Below are 23,641 nucleotides of genomic sequence, written 5' to 3'. Positions count from 1 at the left end.
GCGGGTTGATGACGGCGTTCGAATTCCCGATCCGCATCTACTGGGAAGACACCGATGCCGGTGGCATCGTGTTCTACGCCAACTACCTGAAGTTCTTCGAGCGCGCGCGCACCGAATGGCTGCGCGCGCTGGGCATCCACCAGCGTACGCTGCGCGAGCAATCCGGCGGCATGTTCGTGGTGGCCGATGCCGCGCTCAAATACCTGCGGCCGGCGCGGCTGGACGATGAACTTGTCGTCACCGCGCGGCTCCAAGAAGCCGGCAGGGCAGGCATGGTGCTGGCCCAGCAGGCGTTTCTCATCGAGCCCGGCACGGCTGCGCGCACGCTGCTGTGCGAGGGCACCATCCGCGCCGGCTGGGTCGATGCGCAGACCATGAAGCCGGCACGCATTCCTTCCGACATCCTGCAAAAGCTCCACCCATGAATCAGGACCTCTCCATCCTCCACCTGGTGGTCAACGCCAGTTTCATCGTGCAGCTGGTCATGCTGGTGCTGCTGGTGGGCTCCATCACCAGCTGGGCCGCCATCTTCCGCAAGCTGCGCGCGCTCAAGATCATCAAGGCACAGAACGACGAGTTCGAGCGCGACTTCTGGTCGGGCACCAGCCTGAACGACCTGTACGCCAGCGCGGCGCAGAACGCCAAGCACGGCGGGCCCATGGAGCGCATCTTCGCCAGCGGCATGCGCGAATACCAGAAGCTGCGCGAGCGCCGCATCGCCGACGCCGGCACGCTGCTCGACGGCGCCCGCCGCGCCATGCGCGCCAGCTACCAGCGCGAGCTGGACGCGGCCGAGGTCAACCTGTCCTTCCTTGCCTCGGTCGGCTCTGTGTCACCGTACGTGGGCCTGTTCGGCACCGTGTGGGGCATCATGCACGCCTTCACCGGCCTGGGCGCGCTGCAGCAGGTCACGCTGGCCACCGTGGCGCCCGGCATTGCCGAGGCGCTGGTGGCCACGGCGCTGGGCCTGTTCGCCGCCATCCCGGCCGTGGTGGCCTACAACCGCTTCGCGCGCGACATCGACCGCATTGCCATCAAGCAGGAGACCTTCATCGAGGAGTTCTCCAACATCCTGCAGCGCAACCTGGGTGTGCAGGCGCCGCCGGCTTCTTCTTCAGGCCCGTCGTCGCAGTTCGGCAGCCCCACCGGATACTGACATGCCCAACGTCGCCTCCCGCGGCCGCGGCCGCCGCGCCATGAACGAGATCAACATGGTGCCCTTCATCGACGTGATGCTGGTGCTGCTGATCATCTTCATGGTCACCGCCACCGTCATCACGCCCGGCAGCATCAATATCCCGCGCTCCGGGCAGTCCAGCAAGGCGCCCGACAACCCCGTCACGGTGATGATTGCCGCCGACGGTGCCATCACCGCCGACGGCGGCAAGAACGGCCCCAACCTGCAGAACGCGGGCGAGGGCGACATCTTTGCCGCCATCAGCGATGCCGCCAGGGGCAACCCCGACCTGGCCGTGATGGTGGCCGCCGACAAGGATATCGCCTACCAGAAGGTGATCGACGTCACCTCGCGCCTGCGCCAGGCCGGCGTGGCCCGCGTGGGCCTGGCCGTCAGGTAAGCACCGCGCACGCAGGAGTTCCAGCAGTACATGAACGCCACCACCGTCGAACGCAACGAGTTTGCCCCGCCGCCGCCGCGCGGCCTGGGCCGCGCGCTGGCGCTGGCGCTGCTGGCACACCTGCTGCTGATCCTGGCCTTCACCTGGGGCCTGCGCTGGCAGCGCGACGCGCAGGACGACGCGGTGGAGGCCGAGCTGTGGTCGCCCACCGTGCAGCGCGCCGCACCCAAGGCCGCGCCACCCCCGCCACCGCCCGCGCCCGCGGTGGAGCGCGCCCCGCCCCCGCCGCCCAAGCCGCAGCCAGGCGCCAAACCCGAGCCCGTCGCCAAGGCCCCGCCCCCACCACCGCCCAAGCCGCAGGTGGACGAAGAGCGCGACGCCGAGATCGCCCTGGCGCAGAAGAAGAAGCAGGAAGAAGCCCGCAAGGCCGCCGCCGCCAAGCGCGAGGAAGAGCGCCGCCGCGAGCAGGAGCGCCGCGAGGCCGAGCAGGAAAAGCGCGAACTGGCGCAGAAGAAAGCCGCCGAGGAAAAGCAGCGCAAGGCCGAAGAGCAGCGCAAGCTGGCCGAGAAGAAGAAGGCCGAGGAAGCCGAGCAACGCAAGCTGGCCGAGGCGAAGAAGAAAGCCGAAGCGGAGGCTGAACGCAAGGCCGAGGCCGAAGCGAAGGCCAAGGCGGTGGCCGACGCCAAGGCCAAGGCCGCCGCCGAAGCCAAGGCCACCGCCGCGCGCGAGGCGCGCGAATCCGACGCACGCCGCAAGGCGGAACTGGCGCGCCTGGCCAAGCTGGCGGGTGCGGGCGCCGAGGGCGGCAGCGCCGCCGGCCGGAGCAAGGGTGGCGGCACGGCGGGTGGCGACGACGAGCACGACGCCGGCCCGTCGGGCAACTACGCCGGCCGCATTCGCGCCGCGGTGCGGCCCAACATCGTGTTCACCGACGACGTGCCGGGCAACCCGGTGGCCGAGGTGGAAGTGCGCACTGGTCCCACGGGCCAGATCATCAGCCGCCGCGTCACCAAGTCGAGCGGCGTCAAGTCGTGGGACGACGCCGTGCTGCGCGCACTGGACCGCACCGAGAAGCTGCCCTCCGACAACGGGCGCTACTGGAACCCGATGCTGATCACCTTCAGGCTGCGCGACTGATGCGAACTTGCTTTCAAAATGACCAATGACTTCGCTGCGCTTCAGTGACCAAGCGGCCGTTCGTCATTGGTCATGCGGCGCCAGCCGTGGTCATTGGTCATCGCTTTGAACGCATAGCGGCATGCAGCCCAGTGGTGGGGAAATCCGCCACGCTCCTCATATACTCCCCATATAGCAGTCCGCTAGCGCCCGCTCAATAAGCGCTGCAGACCGATACCCCCCATATCGGCAACCCTACTCGTACACCACGCTGGCCCGCCCCTCATCCGCCTGCGCCATCCAGCTGGCCAGCGCGGCGTCGCTGGGGAAGAATTGCGCCTGGTCACCGAGTTGAATCTGCGCCATCACGCCGCCCTTCTCGCCGCGCCGCTCCACCAGCAGGCGCACCGGCAGGCCGCGCAGCAGATCGCCCTGCTCGGTCTGCTCGACCTGCGGCGGGTATTCCGACAGCAGGCGCCGCACATCGGGCGCCTTGCCGTTGACGGCCACGCGCAGGAACTTGCCGAAGCGGCAGCGCGCCGTGGGCAGGTCCCAGATCTGCGTGATGTTGAGCTGCAGCCCGCCCGAGAAGCGATCCGGCAGGGCCTTGGCCATGACGACGATGAATTCGTCGTCCTTCAGCAGGTTGCGGTGCTGGTGCAGCAGGCCTTCCTCGACGCGCGCATCCAGCGTGCCCGACTTGTCGTCGAGCTTGAACAGGCCCAGCCGCCCGCGCTGGCCGTTGATGACGCGGAAGTCGCCCACGATGCCGGCCAGCAGCTGCGGCTCACGGCTGTCCACCAGTTCGTCGATGCGGCGGCGCACGAACTGGCGCACCTCGCGCTCCACCTCGTCGAACAGGTGGCCCGACAGATAGAAACCGATGGCCGTCTTCTCCAGCGACAGGCGCTCCTTCACGCCCCAGGGCGTCACCTGCGGCAGCTCCGGCTCCTGCGCGCTGGAGCCGTGGCCGTCGTCCATCAGGTCGAACAGGCCGCCCTGGTTGGCGTTGGCTTCGTTGGCGGCGGCGTAGTCGAAGGCGAGGTCGATGGATGCGGCCAGCGCGGCGCGGTTCATGTGCAGTGAATCGAAGGCGCCGGCGCGGATCAGCGCCTCGACGGTGCGCTTGTTCACGCGCGTGCGGTCGATGCGGCGGCAGAAGTCGAACAGGCTGGTGAACGGCCCGCTCTCGCCGCCGGCGTTGCCCTCGCCCCGCCCCTCGCGCGCGGCGACGATGGATTCGATGGCCTGCTGGCCCGTGCCCTTGATGGCGCCCAGGCCATAGCGGATCAGCGTGTCGCTCACCGGCTCGAAGCGGTAGCCGCCGCGGTTCACGTCGGGCGGCTCGAACGCCATGCCCTCTTTCAGCGCGTCTTCGTACAACACCTTCAGCTTGTCGGTGTTGTCCATTTCCACCGTCATGTTGGCGCAGAAGAACTCGGCCGTGTAGTGCACCTTCAGCCAGGCCGTGTGGTAGGCCAGCAGCGAGTAGGCGGCGGCGTGCGACTTGTTGAAGCCGTAGCCGGCGAACTTCTCCATCAGGTCGAAGATCTCGTCGGCCTTGGCCTCGCTGATGCCGTTCTTGGCCGCACCGTCGCGGAAGATCAGGCGGTGCTCCGCCATCTCCTCGGGCTTCTTCTTGCCCATGGCGCGGCGCAGCAGGTCGGCGCCACCCAGGCTGTAGCCGCCCAGGATCTGCGCCGTCTGCATCACCTGCTCCTGGTAGACCATGATGCCGTAGGTCTCGCTCAGCATGTCGGCCACCAGCGGGTGCGGGTACTCGACCGGCTCGCGCCCGTGCTTGCGCGCGACGAAGCTGGGGATCAGGTCCATCGGGCCGGGGCGGTACAGCGCGTTCAGGGCGATCAGGTCTTCCAGCCGCGTCGGCCGCGCGTCGCGCAGCATGCCCTGCATGCCGCGGCTTTCAAACTGGAACACGGCCTCGGTGCGGCCGTCCTGGAACAGCTTGTAGGTCTTGGCGTCGTCGAGCGCGATGTTCTCGAAGGCGAAATTCTGCTGGCCCGCATGGCGCTTGACGATCAGCTCCTTGGCTATCTCCAGGATGGTGAGCGTGGCCAGGCCCAGGAAGTCGAACTTGACCAGGCCCACGGCCTCCACGTCATCCTTGTCGTACTGGCTCACGGCCGACTCGCTGCCGGGCTGCTGGTAGAGCGGACAGAAGTCGGTCAGCTTGCCGGGCGCGATCAGCACGCCGCCGGCGTGCATGCCGACATTGCGCGTCAGCCCCTCCAGCTTCTGCGCCAGCGCCAGCAGGGTCTTGACCTCGTCCTCCTTGGCCAGGCGCTCGGCCAGCAGCGGCTCCACCTTCAGCGCGCCGTCGATGGTGATGTGCTGGCCCGGCTTGTTGGGGATGAGCTTGCTGATGCCGTCGCAGAACATGTAGCTCATGTCGAGCACGCGGCCCACGTCGCGGATGGCGGCGCGCGCGGCCATGGTGCCGAAGGTGGCGATCTGGCTCACCGCCTCCTTGCCGTACTTGGCCTTCACGTAGTCGATCACCCGGTCGCGGTTGGCCTGGCAGAAGTCGATGTCGAAGTCGGGCATCGACACGCGCTCGGGGTTCAGGAAGCGCTCGAACAGCAGCTTGTATTCCAGCGGATCCAGGTCGGTGATCTTCAGCGCATAGGCCACCAGCGATCCGGCGCCCGAGCCACGGCCCGGCCCCACCGGGCATCCGTTGTTCTTGGCCCAGTTGATGAAGTCGCCCACGATGAGGAAGTAGCCCGGAAAGCCCATCTTGAGGATGGTGTCGATCTCGAACTCCAGCCGCTCCAGGTAGCGCGGGCGCTCGGCGTCGCGCTTCGCCGCATCGGGGTACAGGTGTTGCAGGCGCTCTTCCAGCCCGTCGATGGAGGCCTGGCGGAAGTAGGTCTCGATGGTGTGGCCCTCGGGCACCGGAAAGTCGGGCAGCTGCGGCTTGCCAAGCACCAGCGTGAGGTTGCAGCGCTTGGCGATCTCGACCGCGTTGGCCAGGGCCGAAGGCACGTCGGCGAACAACGCCTGCATCTCGGCCGTGGACTTGAAGTACTGCTCGGACGTGAAGCGGCGCACGCGGCGCGGGTTGCCCAGGATTTCGCCCTCGGCAATGCACACGCGGGCCTCGTGTGCCTCGTAGTCGTCGGGCGTCGCGAACTGCACCGGGTGCGTGGCCACCACCGGCAGCTTCAGCCGTGCCGCCAGTTGCACGGCCGCGGCCACGTGCGCTTCGTCGTCGGCGCGGCCGGCGCGCTGCAGCTCCAGATAGAAGCGGTGCGGAAACAGCTCGGCCAGTTGCAGCGCCACATCGCCCGCCAGCCGCTGGTTGCCCTGCAGCAGCGCCTGGCCCACCGGGCCGGCCTGCGCACCCGACAGCAGGATCAGCCCCTCGGAAAGCTCACCCAGCCAGTCCCAGCGCACCGTGGCCTGGGCCTTCACCACGCCCTGCGTCCAGGCGCGGGCCAGCAACTCGGACAGGTTCAGGTAGCCCTGGTGACTGGCCGCCAGCAGCAGCACGCGCGAGGGCAGGTCATTGTCGGCATCGCGCCCCGCCAGCAGCACCTCGGCACCGATGATGGGCTTGACGCCCTTGCCGCGCGCGGCCTTGTAGAACTTGATGGCGCCGAACAGGTTGGACAGGTCGGTGATGGCCAGTGCGGGCTGGCCGTCACGCGCGGCCGCGGCCACCATGTCGTCGACGCGCGTGGTGCCGTCGACCACGGAGAACTCGGTGTGCAAACGCAGATGGACAAACATGGGCGGAGGGCGTGAACAAGGCGTCTGCAAAGTGGCGATGAACGCCGCTTGCAACGCGGGTGTGACTTAGTTGCAGGGTAGGCGCCGAGGCCCTGTGCGGCTTGCGGCGGGCTTCTGCGCATTAGTGCGCACATTGCGCTGAACGAGTCGCCGATGCGAGTGAAGTCAAAAATATACTTCTTTCCAGCAGTCGCCCAGGTGCCTCGCGAGTATCCGCCAGAACGTCGGATGAGGCATCACCCACAGGCAACGCACCGCCCGCAGCCATGGCTGCAGCGCGCCGCAGACTGACCCTTCAGAACCCAGAACAAAGCGATCACAAACCGATGTCGACCTTGAGGCTTGGCGCCTACAAACTACCTGCCGCCGAAGTGGTGCTGGTGCAGACGTTGTTCCGCCTGTACGCGCACGGCGACGCGTTCCGCTGGACCTTCGTCACCGCACCGCCCTACGACGCGCTGCTGGCCGACGGCACCACCGACGAGGGCATGAGCCCGGCCGTGGATGCCATGGCCAAGGCCGTGCTGCGCCTCACACGCATGAACTCGGGCCAGGCACCCAACACGCTGGAGCGCCCGATCCGCGCCGACCGGCTGCAGGACTGGCTCAAGTCCACCGAGCACGACCTGCTGCAGACGCGCCCGGCCACGCTGATCGAGGAAGCGACGCAGCCCGATGCCGTCGAGGCCGAGGCGACGACCCCGGCGGCGCCGATCAACCCGGTGCGCTTCAAGCTGCGGCGCTGGCCGCCGGCGGCGCTGCTGCGCTCCGACCCGAACCACATCCGCATGGCCACGCTGCTGTCGCGCCGCGCGCTCAACGCCGCCGAGCTGGCCACCATCAGCCAGCAGCCGGTGCAGGAGTGCCAGGCCTTCCTGACGACCCTGCAGACCACCGGCCTGGTGGACGTGCAGAAGGAGCCCGCGCCGGCCCCCGCACCCGCCGCCGCCGGCGCGCCCGCGCCCGCCGCGCCGCCCAAGCCGGCCCCCACGTTTGCCCGCGGCCTGATCTCCGGTATCCGCCGCCGCCTCGGCCTCTGATCCCGCTGCAGCCATCATGAACGAATACAAGATCCTCTTCACCGGCACCATGGGCGCCGGCAAGACCACCGCCATCGGCGCGGTGAGCGAAACGCCGCCCATCGTGACCGACGTGGTCAACAACGACCAGTCGCACACCAAGGAACGCACCACGGTGGGTCTGGACTTCGGCCAGTTCACGCTGGACAACGGCGACCGCATCCGCATGTTCGGCACGCCGGGCCAGTCGCGCTTCGACTTCCTCTGGAAGATCCTGTCGAAGAACGCGCTCGGCATGATCATCCTGACCGACAACTCGCGCCCCGACCCGCTGGCCGACCTGCGCGTGTACCTCGAAGGCTTTGCCGACGACCTGGACATCATGCCCTGCGCCATCGGCATCGGCCGCCTGGGAGAACACCCCTCGCCGTCGATGGACGACTACATCGAGGAGCTGGCCAGGCACAACCGCGTGCTGCCGGTGCTCGAGGTCGACGTGCGCAAGCGCGATGACGTCATCCTGTTGATCGATACCCTGCTGGCCCAACTCGAGGCCGGCATGTTTGGAGAGTAAGCCATGTCCGTGAATCTGAAACTGTCGCCGACGGCGAAAGTCATTGCCGCGCGCGAAGCGCAGAACTTCCTCGACGAGGTCAACGGCGTCACCGCCGTGGTGATCGCCACCGTCGACGGCTTCGACGTGGCCTCGGCCATGCGCGCGGGCGATGCGGCGCGCGTGGCGGCCATGGCCAGCTCGATCTCGGCCATCAGCTCGGTGGTGTCGCAGGAGGCCAACCTGGGCCGCAACAAGAGCGTGACCATCGACACCGAATCCGGCTTCGCCATGGTGTACAGCGTGCACCGCGACGATGCCGAACTGGTGATCAACGTGATCGCCGACGGCAGCGCCATCCTGGGCCAGGTGGCCTACCGCATCGCGCAGTTTGCCCGCACGCTGGCCGAAGCATGACACAGAAAGCACTGCGTGATGCGCTGGAGTCCATGGCCGCGATGCCCGGGCTCGAAGGCTGCGCACTGGTCGAGATCGAGGCCGGCATGGTGTGGCACCACGCCGGCCAGATCGAAGGCGTGCAGACCTTTGCCGAAGCGGCCAGCGACTACTGGCGCCTGTACAACCGCCTGTCGCACCAGTTCAAGGACCTGGGCGACCTGAAGGCCTCGGTGATGATGCACGCGCAGGGCCGCATCACGCTGCTGCCCTGCGGCACCGGCATGCTGCTGGTGACGCTGACGCGCCAGAAGTCCGACATCGACTGGGCGCTGTGGCAGGAAAAGACCAAGGAACTCGCCCGCCTGGTGGACGAGCTGTAAACCCCACGGTTTCCAACCGGGAGACGGCGTTTTTCTGCGTGGCGCCCCTCCTGCTGAATCACTTCCCACGCAATGGCTGAATCAACCCAACGGAGAAAAGGCGGCATGGCCAATATCAAGCAAACCCTCGACGAACTGATGACCCTGGACGGCGCCATGTGCGCGGCCGTGGTCGACTCTGCCAGCGGCATGATGCTGGGCTCGGTCGGCTCCGGCGTCGATCTGGAAGTGGCTGCCGCCGGCAACACCGAAGTGATCCGCTCCAAGATGAAGACCATGCGTTCGCTGGGTCTGAACGACGTGATCGAGGACATCCTGATCACCCTGGGCAAGCAGTACCACATCCTGCGCCCGTCGGCGCGCAAGGACGGCGTGTTCATCTACTTCGTGCTGGACAAGCAGCGCGCCAACCTGGCCATGGCCCGCCGCAAGGTGCTGGACGTGGACAAGGAAATGAACTTCTGATCTGGCGCCCGCGCCACATCGCATGAACGAAGCCCCGGCATGCCGGGGCTTTTTTCATGGTCACCATCGAGGCATTTTTACTATACTTTTTATAGCTTGGTGCGCTTGATCAACGGGCGATACAGGCATTTTTCATCAAAATTACCCCTGTCCACCAGCGCCCTGGCCATGGCAGATGGATGGCGCCAGACTGCCGGAACCAAAGAAGGCCCCCGAAGGGGCCAGCGTGCGGAATCCGAGGGTTTCAGCCCCTGCGTCGGCCATCCAGCCCCAGCGCACCACCACCCAGGGCCGCCATCGCCAGCAGGCCGCCGGCGATGCCCAGGTTCTTGGTGAACATCAGCTTCTGCACCATCTGCTGGTCGGCCGGAACGCCCCAGTAGTTGTGGAAGAACACGGCCGCGCCCAGCGTGAACAAGGCCAGCAGCAGGGCCGACCAGCGGGTCTTGAAGCCGACGAGCAAGGTGATGCCGGCGCCGATCTCGACCACGATGGCCAGCGCTGCCAGCACCTCGGGCATGGGCAGGCCCTTGGAGGCGATGTAGCCCACGGTGCCGGCAAAGCCCGCACCCAGCTTGCCGATGCCGGCGGGAATGAAGACGTAGGCCAGCAACAGGCGACCCAGCAGGGCCAGGGGATTTTGCAGTGCGTTCATGGTGGTTTCCTTGTGACAACAAAGTGGGATGAAAAAAGGGCGAGCCTGCCCACGGTGCGCCGCCAGCGGGCACAGCCGGGCCGCGCCGACCTGCGACAGGTCGGCGCGAGCAGACAAACTCGGTGAAGCGTCTGGAAGTGGGCGGTCAGGCCGCCAGGTCGAACACCAGCACCTCGGCGTCCTGGCCGCCATCCAGGCGGATGCGGCTTTCCTGCTCGATCAGCGCGGCATCGCCGCCACTGAGGCGCTGGCCGTTCACGCTCAGCTGGCCGCGCACCAGGTGCACGTAGGCCTTGCGGGCGGGGTCGATGGCCAGCTCGGTGCTTTCGGCGCCGTCGAACAGGCCGGCGTACAGGGCGGCGTCGGCGTGGATCTTCACGGCATCGCCCTCCGGCTCGCACGCCGCCACCATCCGCAGCTGGCCGCGCTTGTCGGCATCGGGCACCGTCTTCTGCTCGTAGCTGGGCGCGATGCCGGTCACGTTGGGCTCGATCCAGATCTGCAGGAAGTGCGTGGTCTGGCCCACCGCATGGTTGAACTCGCTGTGCATCACGCCGCTGCCGGCGCTCATGCGCTGCACGTCGCCGGGCGGAATGCCCTTGACGTTGCCCATGCTGTCCTTGTGCGCCAGGTTGCCCTGCAGCACGTAGCTGATGATTTCCATGTCGCGGTGGCCATGCGCGCCGAAGCCGGTGCCGGGAGCGATGCGGTCTTCGTTGATGACACGCAGGTTGCCCCAGCCCATGTGCGCCGGGTCGTAGTAGCCGGCGAACGAGAAGCTGTGGTACGACTTGAGCCAGCCGTGGTCGGCGTAGCCGCGGTCCTGTGATTTGCGAATCGTGATCATGTGTGAACTCCTTGTATGTCCTCGACTTTAGGTGGCGGCAGCGTTTTTGAAACCGCACATCATTGATGGCATCATTCAAAAAAAATGAATCAAGGAGACATGCCCCATGGCCGAGCCGACCGACGTCCTGAGCCCGGATGCCTTTCGCATCCTCAACGCCATCGCCAAGGCGGGCAGCTTTGCCGCAGCGGCGCGCGCGCTGGGCATGGTGCCCAGCGCCCTGACCTACCGCGTGCGCCAGATCGAGGACGCGCTGGACGTGCTGCTGTTCGACCGCAGTTCGCGCCAAGCGCGCCCCACCGCCGCCGGCGCCGAACTGCTGGCGCAAGGCGAACGCCTGAAGCAGGAGGTGGACGCCGTGGTGAACCGCGTCAAGCGCGTGGCCACCGGCTGGGAGCCCGAGCTGACCATCACCGCTGACGGCCTGATATCGCATTCGGCCCTGATGGAGCTGTGCTGCGACTTCTTCAACCTCAACCCGCCCACCCGCCTGCGCCTGCGCGAGGAAATCCTCAGCGGCACCGTCGGCGCGCTCACCTCGGGCAAGGCCGATCTGGCCATCGGCGTGATCCTGGAGCCCTCCAGCGCCGCCAACCTGCGCGCCAAGCCGCTCGGGCAGGTGCGCTTCGTGTACGCCGTGGCGCCGCACCACCCGCTGGCGCGGGCCGAGGAGCCGCTGTCGGATACGGAACTGCTCAAGCACCGCGGCATCGTGGTGGCCGACTCGGTGCAGAACGGCACCACGCAATCCTTCGGCCTGCTGTCGGGGCAGGAAACCTTCACCGTGCCCAGTCTGGCCGCCAAGCTCGACGCCCACCTGCGCGGACTGGGCGCCGGCTTTCTGCCGGAGCCGATCGCGCGGCCGTACCTGTCCACCGGCCGGATGGTGGCGCGGCGGGTGGAACGCAGCACCCGCATTGCCCAGCTCAGCTACGCCTGGCGCGCCAGCGCCAACCCAGGCAAGGCCCTGAGCTGGTGGCTGGAACAGCTGGAGCGCCCCATCACCCGGCGCGCGCTGCTCGAACAGCACGGCAGCATGTAGAGTTCGCCCATGGCCCGCTCACACCGCACCCCGCGTCGTCAATTCGCCGTCATCGGCGCCGGCATGGCCGGCCTGGCCTGCGCCCGCACGCTGCAGCGCGCCGGGCATGCGGTGCAGGTGTTCGAGGCCGCGCCCGAGCCCGGCGGGCGCGTGGCCACGCACCTGTCGCCCTTCGGCAGCTTCGACACCGGCGCGCAGTACTTCACGGTGCGCGATGCGCGCTTCACCCAGGCGCTGGACACCACCGCCCCCGACCTGGTGCGCCGCTGGAGCGCCAACGCGGTGCGCGTGCTGGACGAACACGGCCGCGTGGTCGAGGCCGCGCCGCCCCGGCGCGACGCCCATTGGGTCGCCATCCCGGCCATGCACCGCCTGCCCCAGCGCTGGGCCGAGCCGCTGCAGGCCGCCAGCGCCCTGCACCTGGGCACGCGCGTCACCCACATCGCACGCGATGCGCTGGTGCCCGCGCGCTGGCAACTGCACACGCAGGGCCTTGAAGGCGATCAACGGGTGCATGCCGGTTTCGACCGCGTCATCCTGGCCGTACCGGCATCACAGGCGCGCAGCTTGCTATTGATTTCAGAGCTTCCCAGCCTGGCTGAGGCGCTGGCGGCCGTTGACATGGCGCCCTGCTGGACCCTGATGCTGGCCTACCCGAACGCCTCGCAACCCGGCCTGCAAACCCTGGGCCCGCAATGGAACGCCGCCCGCAGCACCCACCACCGCGTGGCCTGGCTGGCGCGCGAATCGTCCAAGCCCGGCCGAGAGCCGGTCGAACGCTGGACGGTGCAGGCCAGCCCCCCTTGGTCGCGCGAACACGAGAACGACGATGCCGGCCGCGTGATCGGCAAGCTGACCAAGGCCTTCGCCGAAATCACCGGCATCCGCGCCACGCCCGCGCTGGCCGAAGCGGTGCTGTGGCGCGAGGCGCAGACCCTGAAGCCACTGGGGCAACCCTGGCTGTGGAACGCCAGCCTAGGCGTCGGCCTGTGCGGCGACTGGTGCATCGGCCACCGCGTCGAGGACGCCTTCGTCTCGGGCCTCGAGCTGGCCCTGGCCATCGCCTGAGCAACGCTTGCTCCCAGGGGCGCTTTCATTTTTATAGTCGCTTGCGCATATCCCGCCAGGGTTTCAAGAGAAAAACCATTGAAACAACCGAGCAGAAAGCGCAAGCAGCTATTTTTTTGATAGAACCGACCATGACCTGAACCGCAACGGTCCTTGCCCAACGCCATGTACATCGGCCGCTTCGCCCCCTCCCCCACCGGCGCGCTGCACGCCGGCTCGCTGGTGGCCGCACTGGCCAGCTGGCTCGACGCGCGAGCGCACGGCGGGCAATGGCTGGTGCGCATCGAAGACGTCGACACGCCGCGCTGTGTCCCGGGGGCCGATCAGGCCATCCTGCAGCAACTGGCAACGTGCGGGCTGGTGCCCGATGCGCCGCCAGTGTGGCAATCGCATCGCACCCATCTCTACGAAGCCGCGCTGGCCCGTCTCGTCGATGCCGGCCTCGCCTACCCCTGCGCCTGCTCACGCAAGGACATCGAACTGGCGCACGCCGCACGCGGACTCAGTCGCCTGCGTGGCGCCGAACTGCCCTACCCCGGCACCTGCCGCCCCGAACGCGGCGGCCTGCACGCCAGGCCGGCGCGCGCCTGGCGTCTGCACACTGCGCGCTCCAATCAAAAAATGCCGCCAACGCCCACGGAAAGGGCGCTGACAGCTATCGACAACGAAGCATCCACGGCTTTGAACTTGGTGCATTGGCACGACCGTCGGCTGGGTCCACAGCAGCAGGACGTCGAGCATGAGGTTGGCGATTTCGTGCTGCGCCGCGCCGATGGCCTCTGGGCATATCAACTGGCCGTGGTCATCGACGACGCCGAACAGGGCGTCACGCACGTCGTGCGAGGTGAAGATCTGGCCGACAACACGCCACGGCAGATCCTGCTGCAGCGCGCCCTCGGCGTTCCAACGCCACGCTACCTGCACACCCCCCTGGTGCTGGCTGCCGACGGGCAGAAGCTGAGCAAGCAGAACGGGGCCCAGGCGCTGGATCTGACCGATCCCACAGCCGCCCTGACCCAGGCCGCGTCAACCCTCGACTTGCCCCTCCCGTCCGATGGCGCGACGCTTGCGGACATGCTGGCCGAATGGACGGCCGAATGGGCGGCGCGCTGGCGGTCGTAAGCCCCAGAACGGAAACCCTGGTCATTGCATGGGCAGGCCCGTGGCTAGAGCGTCCTTGTCTGGCGGTGGAACGTCCTTATGGCCGGACGTTGGCTGGAAGCCTTCGGGCAGCAGCAGCAACGCGATTCTGGCCTGTCCCTCCGCCAGCAGTTCTGCGGGCAGAAGACGCGGATGATTCGCCGAAATCGACACAGAAACCTCTTCGACGCCGCCCCTGTCATCCATCACAGCAGCCTTCAGGGCCAAGCGCTGGTTGTAGTGATTCCACTTGTCACACGCACCCGGCGGGATGGGTATGCAGACGCCACGCTCGTCACCCACAACCAGCCTGTTGAACGCGCCAGACAGCCCGATGTGACTGGAAATGATCTCCATCAGATCAGTGCCCAGGCCTGTGAGAACCGCCGTCTTGCCCAAAGGAACAAGAAACAGGTTGGACGCGAGATTCTGGTCAGCATACCCCCGCGTAGAAAGCTCCGCCAAAGACGTCAAGGTGTCTTTCATTCGCTCATCGGCCAGCAGTTTGCCGATGGGCACTGACAGGCGTTTGGTGCGTGGACGGTCGAAAGCAAAGTTGCCGGAGAGCGCAACCTTGTAATCATGCGCTCCATCAGGGCCGGCTATAGAAAAACCTTGAGCAGCCAGATACGTCTCCGTTATCTTCGCCAAGGCTGGGTTGTCTTCGAAAGCCACCTGCAGCCGAGGTAGCGGCGCATCGCGCGGAAAAGGTGACCATCCCAGAACTCTTGTGACGATGGTGACGGGTGGCTCAGGATCTTTCGCAATGGCCTGGCCCATGACGGCGAAGGCCAGCACCAGAGTGAGGCAGAGAGACTTGATCATCGGTTTTGCTGATGACGGTTGATCGGTGCCAACGATGTTGTACTACGCCGAACATGTTGGCCCCAGCGCAGGCCGTTTCAACGCACCCATCCATCGCAAGAAACGGTTGTCCGATTGTCACCACACCAGAAAACAAAAAGCCCGCTACATAATAGGTAGCGGGCTTTTGAGGCTTGGCGCCGTTTTTCTGGTAGGACGTGCAGGATTCGAACCTGCGACCAACGGATTAAAAGTCAGCAAGAGTAGGGGTTGAGGGGTGTTGAGTGGTGTAGAGATTTCCATGATAAATCAATGACTTGCGTGAATTTTTATCCTTGCACTGTTGATGGGTATTCGGCAAAATAGGGCAAAGTTGGCTACATAGTGGCTACATGGGAGACCAGCGGATCCGTTCCGCCCGGCCCCGAAGCCATGTAGCCGCACCGCAGCCCCAGCCCCTGACCGACCATGGCCCGACCACGAAAGACCGAAGCCCCTGACCTGGCGCACGCCGTTGACTTGACAGCCGGCGCCATCGAACGCCTGAGCTGCCCGACCGGCAAGCAGCAAGCCTTCCTGCGCGACAGCAAAGCCCCCGGCCTGCGCGTGCGCGTGACCGCTGCCGGTGCCAAGGCCTACGTGTTCGAGGCGAAGCTGAACCGGCAGACCATCCGCCGCACCATCGGTGACGTGCGCGCCTGGACGATTGAGCAGGCCCGCGCCGAAGCCAACCGCCTGCGCGTGACCTTGGATGCTGGGCAAGACCCGCGCGAACTGGAACGCGAGCGGCAGGCGAAAGCCCAGGCCGCAAAAGCCGCCCAGGCTGCCCAGGCCGTCACGGTGGGCGAGACATGGGCCGCCTACATGCAAGCCCGCCGCGCGCATTGGGGCGCCCGGCACCATGCCGACCATGCGAAGCTGATTCGCCCTGGCGGCGAGAAGGCCAAGCGTGGCACCCGCGGCCGGGGCGTGACCATCGCCGGCCCCCTGCATCCCTTGATGGCGCTGCGGCTGGGCGAACTCGACGCCGACACCATGCGGGCATGGGCGAAGCGCGAAGCCGAGACCCGGCCCACATCAGCCCGGCTGGCGCTGCGCTGCCTCAAGGCCTTTCTCGCCTGGTGCGGCGAACAGAAAGCCTATGCGGGGCTGGTGAACACCGACGCCGCCAGCGGCCGGGACGTGCGCGAGGTGCTGGGGCGCGCAAAGCCCAAGACCGATGCGCTGCTGAGTGAGCAGTTGTCGGCATGGTTCTCCGCCGTGCGCGCCATCGGAAACCCCGTCATAGCCGCCGCGCTGCAAGTCATGTTGTTGACCGGCGCCCGGCCCGGCGAAGTGCTGGCGATGAAGTGGGCGGACCTGAATCACCAGTGGCGCGGAATCACCATGCGCGACAAGGTAGAGGGCGACCGCGTGATTCCGCTCACGCCCTACGTGGCGCAGTTGCTGGCCGGCCTGCCGCACCGCAATGCGTGGGTGTTCTCAAGCCCCGGCGCCGCCGATGGCGTCCTGAGCTGGCCCGCCAAGCCGCACGCCCAGGCCTGCGCCGTGGCCGGCATCGAAGGCCTGACCCTGCATGGCCTGCGCCGCAGTTTCGGCAGCCTGTCCGAGTGGCTGGAACTGCCGGCCGGCGTGGTGGCGCAGATTCAAGGCCACAAGCCCAGCGCCACGGCTGAAAAGCATTACCGCGTCAGGCCGCTTGACCTGCTGCGCGTGCACCATGAGCGCATCGAAGCATGGATGCTCGAACAGGCCAAGATTGAGTTTGACGCGAAAGCCAAGCCCGGCAAGCTGCGGGCTGTGAAGTGACACCGGGAACCAACGGGCACATACAAATATCTATATACTTCCACCATGAAGCCGATTGAGTTTCGGGCTACCGCATTGGATGACTTGAGGGCGTTCCCGCCATCGGCCATGCGCGATGCGGGTTATCAACTGGACAAGGTGCAGCATGGCCTACAGCCGGACGACGCCAAGCCGATGCCGTCGATTGGAGCTGGGGCAATGGAGCTTCGCGTCTGGGACGAAGCCGGGACGTTCCGCGTGGTGTACGTCGCCAAGCTGGCCGATGCCGTGTACGTGCTGCATTGCTTCCAGAAGAAGACCCAGCAGACAGCCCAGCGCGATATTGAGCTGGCCCGCAGGCGCTTCAAGGCCTTGATGAAGGAGATTCAGACATGACTGCAAACCGCCGCTTCGCCAGCGTCTGGGACGCTATCGAGAACACGCCCCAAGAGGCCGCCAGCATGCGTGCGCGCTCCGAATTGATGATGAGCCTGGCCGAAACCATCCGCGAACAGGGCATGACGCAAGCGCAGGCCGCCGAGCTATTCGGGGTGACGCAACCCCGTGTGTCCGACCTGGTGCGGGGCAAGGTGAGCCTGTTTTCCCTGGACACGCTGATTGACATGGCTGCAACGGCCGGCATGGGGCCGGTGGTGAAAGTCAGCAGGCCGAAGCCGCCCAAACGGCAGACGGTACGACGCTCAAAGGCTGCCGTCGCCTGACCGAATCGCCCCAGCTAGGCCCGCGAACCGAAAAGCGGGTCACCTTCACCCGCCTGCTGGGGCGCGCCAACGAAGGCCCGAGGAAGGCGGACATGAGCGATCAAGCTGAAAGACACATTACGCAGTTCCAAAAGCGCCGGCTTGAAATCAAAGGGCGCCTTTCACGACCTATCGAACGCTCTGAAAACCCAAGCGAACAGGAACGCATTGCAATCACCAAGGAACTGAACGAGAGGACGGAATTGCTCTTTGAGCGCCATGGCATCAAGCATGGTGATTGGGAGACGCTTGCGATGACACTGGCTTTTCTGCATGAGCCAGGATTTCGATTTAAGAAGCAAGCGGGAGCGAAAGAGAAGTGGAATCTTGATGCGGTGACGCGCTTCTGTCGCGACGTTGACGCAATCATGAGCGGAAACAAGCACCTGTCGAGAATCGATGCGGGCCGCATCGTGGCTCGAAGAGAGCAATGGCGCAATTTGTTTTCGAGCAGAAGGGCAAGCGATCCTACGGATGCGGCCATACAAAAGGTTCTTCAGAAATACCCAGCCTTGATTGCGTCTGAAGATGCAAGGCAGTTAAAGGCGGCGAGAGACGGATACAGAATGCTGTTCGGCGAGTTGCCAGAAGGCTTAGGCGACCAAAGTCCCGACGAGTAGAAGCAAAAATATAGTCTGGAAAGAATTGCCGGATTACTATTCTTTCCATAGTGCGACGGGCAACCTAGCTCCATTCGGTGCTGTTGCTCTCCCTTTCGGAGCGCCGGCATCGGCTGGAGCATCCGATGCAGTCTGCGTACCCCCCGAACGCCGCCAAGCTGGCGGCTGCGGAGAAGAAGTCCGGCGCCACCATCGTCGCTGGCAAAGCACTCAGCGAAGCCGCGCCGCCGACCGGCTCGCCGCTGAAGCAAGAACCGTCCGTCGCCGAAAATCAATCCGGCGCTGTGGTCATTGCCAGTGCAGAAGCGCCGCCGGTTGACGCGCCGCCGCCTAAGGCGCGCGCCCCGCGTGTCGTCTATACCCCGATCGATCAAGAGACGCGCAGTCACGTCGGCACGCAGCAGGCCGGTTATTACCTGGGCAGGGCGGCCCAGACATTGAGAATTTGGTCGTGCCGTGAAGACGGCCCCGTCCGCCCGATCCGCGTACACGGCCGCCTCATGTGGCCCATGGCAGGCATCCGCGCCGCGTTGGGGTTGTCCTGATGGATGCGCGGACCGCCACCAGCACCAGGGCGCAGGCGCTCTACGACGGCTACGCCGCCGATGGCTACAGCCACCGCGGGACGGCGCGCTATGAACTTGTGAGCGAGCCGGAACCCAAGGCGGAGGTTCTGACTGATGCGCCGCACTCTCCGCTTCATCCGCCACTGCATCCGCCTGCGCTCGTTCTCGCGTGCGCTGTGGGTTGATGCGTTCGAGAACCACAAGCCCAAACACGAGCAATGAAGACGATCAGCATTGAGGCCATCCGCATCGATCGCGAAACCCAATCTCGGGCAGAGATTCACAACGACACGGTTGCAGAGTACGCAGACGCTCTGGAAAGCGGGACAACCCTCCCACCCATCATCGTGTTCTTCGATGGCGTGGACTACTGGCTGGGCGATGGCTTCCATCGTGTTCATGCGTTCCGTCAGGCAGGCCGCGCCAGCATCAATGCCGACGTGCGAGAGGGTACGCAGTCCGACGCGCAACTGTTCAGCTACGGCGTCAACACTGACCACGGTCTGCGCCGCACCAATGCCGACAAGCGCAAGGCCGTGACCGGCGCACTGCAGCATCCGGTGTCGTGCAAGTGGAGCGACAACCAGATTGCGAAGCACTGCGGGGTATCCGATAAGACTGTTTCCGCCGTGCGGACTTCTATCTTCGGAAATTCCGAAGATGCGAAGCCCACGGAGCGCACAGTCACGCGCGGCGGCACGACTTACACGCAGAACACGGAGAACATCGGCGGCAAGAAGAAGGCGGGCGAGGCGGTTAACAAGGCGACGGTTAACACCGGAGTTAACACCGCTGGCGCTGTTTCGGAGCCCGTTCTGCCGGTATCACCGCTGGCGATTCCCGAGTCAACGACCGATGACGGCGCCCCTTCCGAGGAAGAAATTGCCGCCGCGCTGGCCGCCGTGGAGGCAGACGGTCAGGCGCTCCAAGTGCTGCTCGACGCCGATGACAAGCTGGCCGCAGCGTCCGAGGAGATCAAACGCCTGAACGCGGTGGTCAACGTCCTGACGCAGCGCAATGCGGGGCTGATGGAGAAAGCCAATGAGGCCATTAAGGCGGCCAAGAGGTGGCAGAAAAAGCATGATGCCTTGGCGAAGAAGGTGGCGACATGACGTTGTTCGAAGACGCCCCCAACTACGCGTCGGCAAAGTTCAAAGAGCCGCGTCCGTTTCAGAGAACCGCACTTCCGGCGCTGCGCGATGGCATTCGGCAGGGTCACCGCCGCCAAATGCTGATGGCTCCCACCGGCGCCGGCAAGACGTATCTCGGTCTTCGGCTGATTCATGAGGCGTTGGTCAAGGGCAAGCGCGCCATATTCGTCTGCGACCGACGCACGCTGATCGACCAGACCAGCGCGGATGCGGATCGCTACGGTCTGGCCGCACACGGTGTTCTGCAAGCTGATCACTGGCGCACCAATCCTGACGCGCCGTTCCAGATCGCCAGCGCGCAGACACTTGCGCGCCGCACTTGGCCGGATGCCGATGTGATCGTGATCGATGAAGCGCACACGCAGATGGCGGCGTGGGTTGACCACATCCCGAACTGCCGAGCGGCAGTGGTTGGCTTGTCGGCGACACCGTTCAGCCCCGGTCTGGGCCGCTTGTTCACGCGGCTGGTGAACGCCACGACCATGCACGAACTGACCGAATCCGGCGTGCTGGTGCCCATGCGCGTGCTGAGTTGCACCAAGCCCGACATGCGCGGCGCCGAAACATCGGGCGGCGAATGGACGGACAAGGCTGCCGAAGAACGCGGCATGGAAATCATCGGCGACGTGGTGACGGAGTGGGCCAAGCACGGTGACAACCGCAAGACCATCGTCTTCGGCGCCACCATCGCCCACTGCGAAGAACTGTGCCGCCAGTTCAACGAGGTCGGCGTGATGGCGGCGGTGTTCACGTCTCATACCACCGACACCGAGCGAGAGGCGCTGCTGAAGGAGTACCGCAAGGCAGATTCACGTCTGCGCGTGCTGGTGTCGGTCGAAGCACTGGCAAAGGGCTTCGACGTGCCGGACGTGGGCTGCGTGGTCGATTGCCGGCCGTTGCGCAAGTCTCTCTCGACGGCGATTCAGATGTGGGGTCGCGGCCTGCGTTCGTCGCCCGAAACTGGCAAGAAGGATTGCATCCTGCTCGATCACAGCGGCAACGTGATCCGGTTCCGCGAAGACTTCGAGAGCATCTATTTCAACGGCCTGGACACGCTCGACGCTGGCGAGAAACTGGACAAGGCGATCCGCAAGGACGTTGACGATGAAGACAAGGAAGTGAAGGCCTGCCCAGCCTGTGGGCACAAGCCGTTCACCAAGCGCTGCATGGCCTGCGGGTTCGAGCGCCAGAGCCTTGCCCTGGTCGAAGCCAGCGCGGGCGAGATGCGCGAAGTCGTGATGCTTGGCGGCAAGCGCATGGGCGATGACCGCGCGCACGTCTGGGCTCAGGTGGCGACCTATGCGAAGGCCTACAGCCGACCGGAGAAGCAACAGGGCCGGGCCGCCAATCTGTACCACGAGATCACTGGCCAGTGGCCGCCGCGCTCATGGACGGCTTTGACGGCGCCGACGGTGGAGATCACCAAGCCGGTGCTCAACAAAATCAAGTCGCTCAACGTGGCGCACGCCAGAGGGAGGCAGCGCCATGCAGTTTGCTGAATTCTGCCGCGCCAATGGCCTGATCGTTGACCGGATCATTGAGGGGCGCTGGGTGCGCGTGCCTACCTTGGATCACCCGCGCAAGAGCAATGGCGCCTATCGCTTCATGGGGTCGGTCGGCTGGGTGCAGAACCATGCCACCGACAGCGAGGTCAGCACCTGGCGGCCGGACGGCCATGATGACGTGCGGGTCGATCCGGCGCTGATCGCCGCAGCAGCGGACTACGAACGTCGGCAGCGCGCCGGGTGGGATGCCGCAGCACAGACCGCCGCCGACATGCTGGCCCGCTGTAAAAGCGGCGAGGCCGCCTATCTGGCCTACAAGGGGCTGGCGGACGTTCCGGGGCTTCTTCTCGAAGACGACGCGCTGTTCGTGCCGATGCGGCACTACGCAACCAATCGCCTGCAGGGCGCCCAGATCATCCGCTGGCTGCCGGCGGAGATGCGGCACGAGAAAAAGATGCTGCGCGGCATGCGCGCCAAGGGCTCCGTGTTCCGCATCGGCAGCCCGAAGGCACGCCGCACATGGCTGGTGGAAGGGTATGCCACTGGTCTGAGCTTGCATGCCGCGCTGACGCTGCTGCGCCTGCCGGATGCGGTGCTGGTGTGCTTCAGCGCTAGCAATCTGAAGTACGTGGCCAGCGTTGTGCACGGCGTGCGGCTGGTATTCGCCGACAACGATGCCAGCGGCACCGGCGAGCGCGTTGCACGCGAAACGGGCCTGCCGTATTGCATGGCGCCTGTGGTCGGTTGGGACGCAAACGACATGCACATCAAGCAAGGCGTGTTCGCCCTGGCGGACTTGGTGCGCGCCACCGTGGCGGGGCCCCCCATGCGATGTTGACCATCCCCCGCGATACCTGCCCCGAAGTCAGAGAGGGATATGCGGTTCTCCGAACACCGCAGCAGGCATCGCCAACACTGCGCTGGTTGGACATGGTTTAACGGCAGCGGCGCAGGGTGAGTCCCCTACTGTTGGATCAGGTGCTGAAACAGGGGAAAGGGTGGCGAAGCTAGCGCCCTTGCATCGAACGGCTGGCGGGTCATGCAACGCGACGGGTGAGAAGTCGGAACATGTGAAGGCCTACCCAGGATGGGCTAGGTCTGTCCGCTCGGGGTGAGGGCTTGGGGGATCAAGAAGAAGATGAAGAATAGGGGTATCCATCCCAGAGGGGTGCCCGAGGGTGGGGGGGACTGCGCTGCCGCCTGTCGCTGCCATCGGCGCCGCCGCTCGGATACCGCTGCCATCAAGATCACCCAGGCGGCTTTCCAGAATTACGCAAGACGCGCCCGCCGCTCGATTTGGTGCGAGATAGCCACCGGGCCGGGAAAGGGCGCGAGGGGCTGATTTCGAGGCCGCTCCCGCCAGCATGAGAAAGTACCCCGGTACGACGGATTTTGAAGCGATCAGGGATCGAATCGTGCCGTCCTACGCCCGAAGCGATACCGGGGATGCGCGTATTGTCTACCCGGATGGGCCTCGGGCCAAAAAAAGAAGCCCGGTGTGCATAGATTGGATGCTGCTGATGCTGCATCGCGTCCGGCTCCTGCCGAGGCTTCGGCCTCCAGTGTAGCTGCCGGCGGCCAACAAAAATTCCCTGCTGTCAAATGGGTGGACTCGACTGTTCAAGCTGATGGGCTTGACCCGACTTCCGACCTGCCCGGCAGGGGAGTCCAAAATTTAGCGCGATGGCCCGGTGCTATATGGCTTGAAAGGAACTGGCGAAACCAGCGCCCGCTGCCCACTGGAACCGAGCCGTCAGCGGCCAGTGTAGCGCCGCTCAGCGCTACGGCCGGCGCCGATCTTCCGCTGGCTTGGTTGCCGGCAGCTTGCCCGCCAGCATCAGCGACGCCCGCAAGGTGTCGTTGATACGGGTCTGCCAGCCGTCGCCGGTGGCGCGCAGGGCAGTCAGCACGTCATCGTCCAGCCGAATCTGCACGGGCTTCTTGGTGGTGGCCTGCACGCTGCCCAAGGGGCGGCCAGCTTTGCGGCGGGCACGGATTTGCTCAGGTGTGTGCACGGCGGCGTACTCGCCGCGCTTGGCTTGCTCAAGGCCGGCGCGCAGGCCTGGAGTGGCGTGACCGGCATCGGTTTCGATGGCCTTGGCCACTTTCTCGACGTTCAGATTTTTCATTTCACTTTGCCTTTCTGATGGCCTTGGTGGGCAGGTTTTCACGGACGCTCTTGGTGTAGGCGGCGATCAGCACGATGTAGCCATCATCCAGCACGTTGAAATAGATCAACCGTGCGCCGCCACGCTTGCCACGGCCCTGCGACGCCCAGCGCACCTTTCGCGCCCCATCAGCACCCGGAATCACGTCGCCGGCCAGCGGGTTCTCGGAAAGCCAGCCGATGCCATGCGAGAAGTTTGGGATCAGCCCCGTCCAGATAAGCCAACGATTTCCCAACAGTGTTTCCAAATCGGCGCACGCTGTTG

26 protein-coding genes are annotated in these 23,641 nt (G+C 65.7%); 20 read left to right on the top strand and 6 right to left on the bottom strand.

Translation table 11 applies throughout. The annotated features are described in order from the left end of the window. Positions 1-8: 8 nt before the first annotated feature. The 4 genes from ybgC to tolA are packed head-to-tail and all read left to right on the top strand — an operon-like array spanning position 9 to position 2,714. Positions 9-425: a tol-pal system-associated acyl-CoA thioesterase gene (ybgC, locus tag ACFSCU_RS09215; protein ID WP_180549681.1), complete on the top strand. Its 417-nt coding sequence runs from the start codon at positions 9-11 to the stop codon at positions 423-425. After that, entirely contained in the window at positions 422-1,156 is a 735-nt protein-coding gene (gene tolQ / locus ACFSCU_RS09210; protein WP_180549682.1) for a protein TolQ, read from the top strand. Before ybgC ends, tolQ begins: the two co-directional genes overlap by 4 nt. Position 1,157: 1 nt before the next feature. Further along, positions 1,158-1,577, top strand: coding sequence for an ExbD/TolR family protein (locus ACFSCU_RS09205; protein ID WP_180549683.1), 420 nt, complete (start codon positions 1,158-1,160; stop codon positions 1,575-1,577). 30 nt (positions 1,578-1,607) lie between these two features. After that, entirely contained in the window at positions 1,608-2,714 is a 1,107-nt protein-coding gene (tolA, locus tag ACFSCU_RS09200; protein ID WP_180549684.1) for a cell envelope integrity protein TolA, read from the top strand. Positions 2,715-2,948: 234 nt separating this feature from the next. Here tolA and dnaE read toward each other — a convergent pair whose 3' ends face one another. Further along, positions 2,949-6,446, bottom strand: a complete 3,498-nt coding sequence (gene dnaE, locus ACFSCU_RS09195; protein WP_180549685.1) for a DNA polymerase III subunit alpha — start codon at positions 6,444-6,446, stop codon at positions 2,949-2,951. A gap of 326 nt (positions 6,447-6,772) precedes the next feature. Between dnaE and ACFSCU_RS09190 the strand changes: the two genes are divergently transcribed. From ACFSCU_RS09190 to ACFSCU_RS09170, 5 genes are all read left to right on the top strand, one after another. Continuing rightward, entirely contained in the window at positions 6,773-7,486 is a 714-nt protein-coding gene (locus ACFSCU_RS09190; RefSeq protein WP_180549686.1) for a hypothetical protein, read from the top strand. A 16-nt stretch (positions 7,487-7,502) separates the two neighbouring features. Next, positions 7,503-8,039, top strand: a complete 537-nt coding sequence (locus tag ACFSCU_RS09185; protein WP_333707039.1) for a GTP-binding protein — start codon at positions 7,503-7,505, stop codon at positions 8,037-8,039. A 3-nt stretch (positions 8,040-8,042) separates the two neighbouring features. After that, on the top strand, positions 8,043-8,435 hold the full coding sequence (locus ACFSCU_RS09180) for a roadblock/LC7 domain-containing protein (RefSeq protein ID WP_180549687.1): 393 nt from the start codon (positions 8,043-8,045) through the stop codon (positions 8,433-8,435). Beyond that, a complete protein-coding gene (locus ACFSCU_RS09175; RefSeq protein ID WP_180549688.1) occupies positions 8,432-8,797 on the top strand; it encodes a roadblock/LC7 domain-containing protein in 366 nt (121 codons plus the stop codon). The genes ACFSCU_RS09180 and ACFSCU_RS09175 overlap by 4 nt, the downstream gene beginning before the upstream one ends. A 105-nt stretch (positions 8,798-8,902) precedes the next feature. Next, complete coding sequence (locus tag ACFSCU_RS09170; protein ID WP_180549689.1) at positions 8,903-9,262, top strand: hypothetical protein; 360 nt, start codon at positions 8,903-8,905, stop codon at positions 9,260-9,262. Positions 9,263-9,506: 244 nt separating this feature from the next. On the opposite strand, the gene ACFSCU_RS09165 is transcribed toward ACFSCU_RS09170, so the two are convergent. Then, positions 9,507-9,917 (bottom strand): DoxX family protein, encoded by a 411-nt coding sequence (locus ACFSCU_RS09165; RefSeq protein WP_377560492.1) that lies wholly within the window; start codon positions 9,915-9,917, stop codon positions 9,507-9,509. A 145-nt stretch (positions 9,918-10,062) separates the two neighbouring features. Next, on the bottom strand, positions 10,063-10,764 hold the full coding sequence (locus ACFSCU_RS09160) for a pirin family protein (RefSeq protein WP_180549690.1): 702 nt from the start codon (positions 10,762-10,764) through the stop codon (positions 10,063-10,065). 106 nt (positions 10,765-10,870) lie between these two features. On the opposite strand from ACFSCU_RS09160, the gene ACFSCU_RS09155 reads away from it, so the two are divergent. The 3 genes from ACFSCU_RS09155 (at position 10,871) to gluQRS (ending at position 13,996) form a co-directional block, all read left to right on the top strand. Next, entirely contained in the window at positions 10,871-11,806 is a 936-nt protein-coding gene (locus ACFSCU_RS09155) for a LysR family transcriptional regulator (RefSeq protein WP_180549691.1), read from the top strand. A gap of 9 nt (positions 11,807-11,815) precedes the next feature. Then, positions 11,816-12,874, top strand: a complete 1,059-nt coding sequence (locus tag ACFSCU_RS09150; protein ID WP_377560491.1) for an NAD(P)/FAD-dependent oxidoreductase — start codon at positions 11,816-11,818, stop codon at positions 12,872-12,874. 165 nt (positions 12,875-13,039) lie between these two features. Continuing rightward, a complete protein-coding gene (gene gluQRS / locus ACFSCU_RS09145) occupies positions 13,040-13,996 on the top strand; it encodes a tRNA glutamyl-Q(34) synthetase GluQRS (protein WP_377560489.1) in 957 nt (318 codons plus the stop codon). Between the two features lie 21 nt (positions 13,997-14,017). On the opposite strand, the gene ACFSCU_RS09140 is transcribed toward gluQRS, so the two are convergent. After that, positions 14,018-14,839 carry a hypothetical protein gene (locus tag ACFSCU_RS09140; RefSeq protein WP_180549692.1) on the bottom strand — a complete coding sequence of 274 codons (822 nt, stop codon included), beginning with the start codon at positions 14,837-14,839 and terminating at the stop codon, positions 14,018-14,020. A gap of 447 nt (positions 14,840-15,286) precedes the next feature. On the opposite strand from ACFSCU_RS09140, the gene ACFSCU_RS09135 reads away from it, so the two are divergent. The 8 genes from ACFSCU_RS09135 to ACFSCU_RS09100 all read left to right on the top strand — a co-directional run bounded on the left by ACFSCU_RS09135 (position 15,287) and on the right by ACFSCU_RS09100 (position 22,047). Further along, positions 15,287-16,627 (top strand): tyrosine-type recombinase/integrase, encoded by a 1,341-nt coding sequence (locus ACFSCU_RS09135; protein ID WP_180549693.1) that lies wholly within the window; start codon positions 15,287-15,289, stop codon positions 16,625-16,627. 45 nt (positions 16,628-16,672) lie between these two features. Next, a complete protein-coding gene (locus ACFSCU_RS09130; RefSeq protein WP_180549694.1) occupies positions 16,673-17,002 on the top strand; it encodes a type II toxin-antitoxin system RelE/ParE family toxin in 330 nt (109 codons plus the stop codon). Next, the gene (locus ACFSCU_RS09125; protein ID WP_180549695.1) at positions 16,999-17,328 is read left to right on the top strand and encodes a helix-turn-helix domain-containing protein; all 330 of its coding nucleotides are present in this window, start codon (positions 16,999-17,001) and stop codon (positions 17,326-17,328) included. Before ACFSCU_RS09130 ends, ACFSCU_RS09125 begins: the two co-directional genes overlap by 4 nt. 92 nt (positions 17,329-17,420) lie before the next feature. Next, a complete protein-coding gene (locus tag ACFSCU_RS09120) occupies positions 17,421-17,987 on the top strand; it encodes a hypothetical protein (RefSeq protein WP_180549696.1) in 567 nt (188 codons plus the stop codon). A gap of 77 nt (positions 17,988-18,064) precedes the next feature. Beyond that, positions 18,065-18,532, top strand: coding sequence for a hypothetical protein (locus tag ACFSCU_RS09115; protein WP_377560488.1), 468 nt, complete (start codon positions 18,065-18,067; stop codon positions 18,530-18,532). Between the two features lie 239 nt (positions 18,533-18,771). After that, a complete protein-coding gene (locus ACFSCU_RS09110) occupies positions 18,772-19,665 on the top strand; it encodes a ParB N-terminal domain-containing protein (protein ID WP_377560487.1) in 894 nt (297 codons plus the stop codon). After that, positions 19,662-21,203 (top strand): DEAD/DEAH box helicase, encoded by a 1,542-nt coding sequence (locus ACFSCU_RS09105; protein ID WP_377560486.1) that lies wholly within the window; start codon positions 19,662-19,664, stop codon positions 21,201-21,203. Before ACFSCU_RS09110 ends, ACFSCU_RS09105 begins: the two co-directional genes overlap by 4 nt. Continuing rightward, positions 21,190-22,047, top strand: coding sequence for a hypothetical protein (locus ACFSCU_RS09100; RefSeq protein ID WP_377560484.1), 858 nt, complete (start codon positions 21,190-21,192; stop codon positions 22,045-22,047). The genes ACFSCU_RS09105 and ACFSCU_RS09100 overlap by 14 nt, the downstream gene beginning before the upstream one ends. A 943-nt stretch (positions 22,048-22,990) precedes the next feature. On the opposite strand, the gene ACFSCU_RS09095 is transcribed toward ACFSCU_RS09100, so the two are convergent. Further along, positions 22,991-23,224, bottom strand: coding sequence for a BrnA antitoxin family protein (locus ACFSCU_RS09095; RefSeq protein ID WP_377560526.1), 234 nt, complete (start codon positions 23,222-23,224; stop codon positions 22,991-22,993). A 115-nt stretch (positions 23,225-23,339) separates the two neighbouring features. Next, positions 23,340-23,624, bottom strand: a complete 285-nt coding sequence (locus tag ACFSCU_RS09090; RefSeq protein ID WP_180549702.1) for a DNA-binding protein — start codon at positions 23,622-23,624, stop codon at positions 23,340-23,342. Positions 23,625-23,641: the final 17 nt, after the last annotated feature.

Source organism: Ottowia beijingensis (assembly GCF_042680925.1).
Classification (GTDB): Bacteria; Pseudomonadota; Gammaproteobacteria; order Burkholderiales; family Burkholderiaceae_C; genus Ottowia; species Ottowia beijingensis.
The sequence above is the reverse complement of the archived record's forward strand: the minus strand, read 5'-3'. Positions and strand labels throughout refer to the sequence as shown.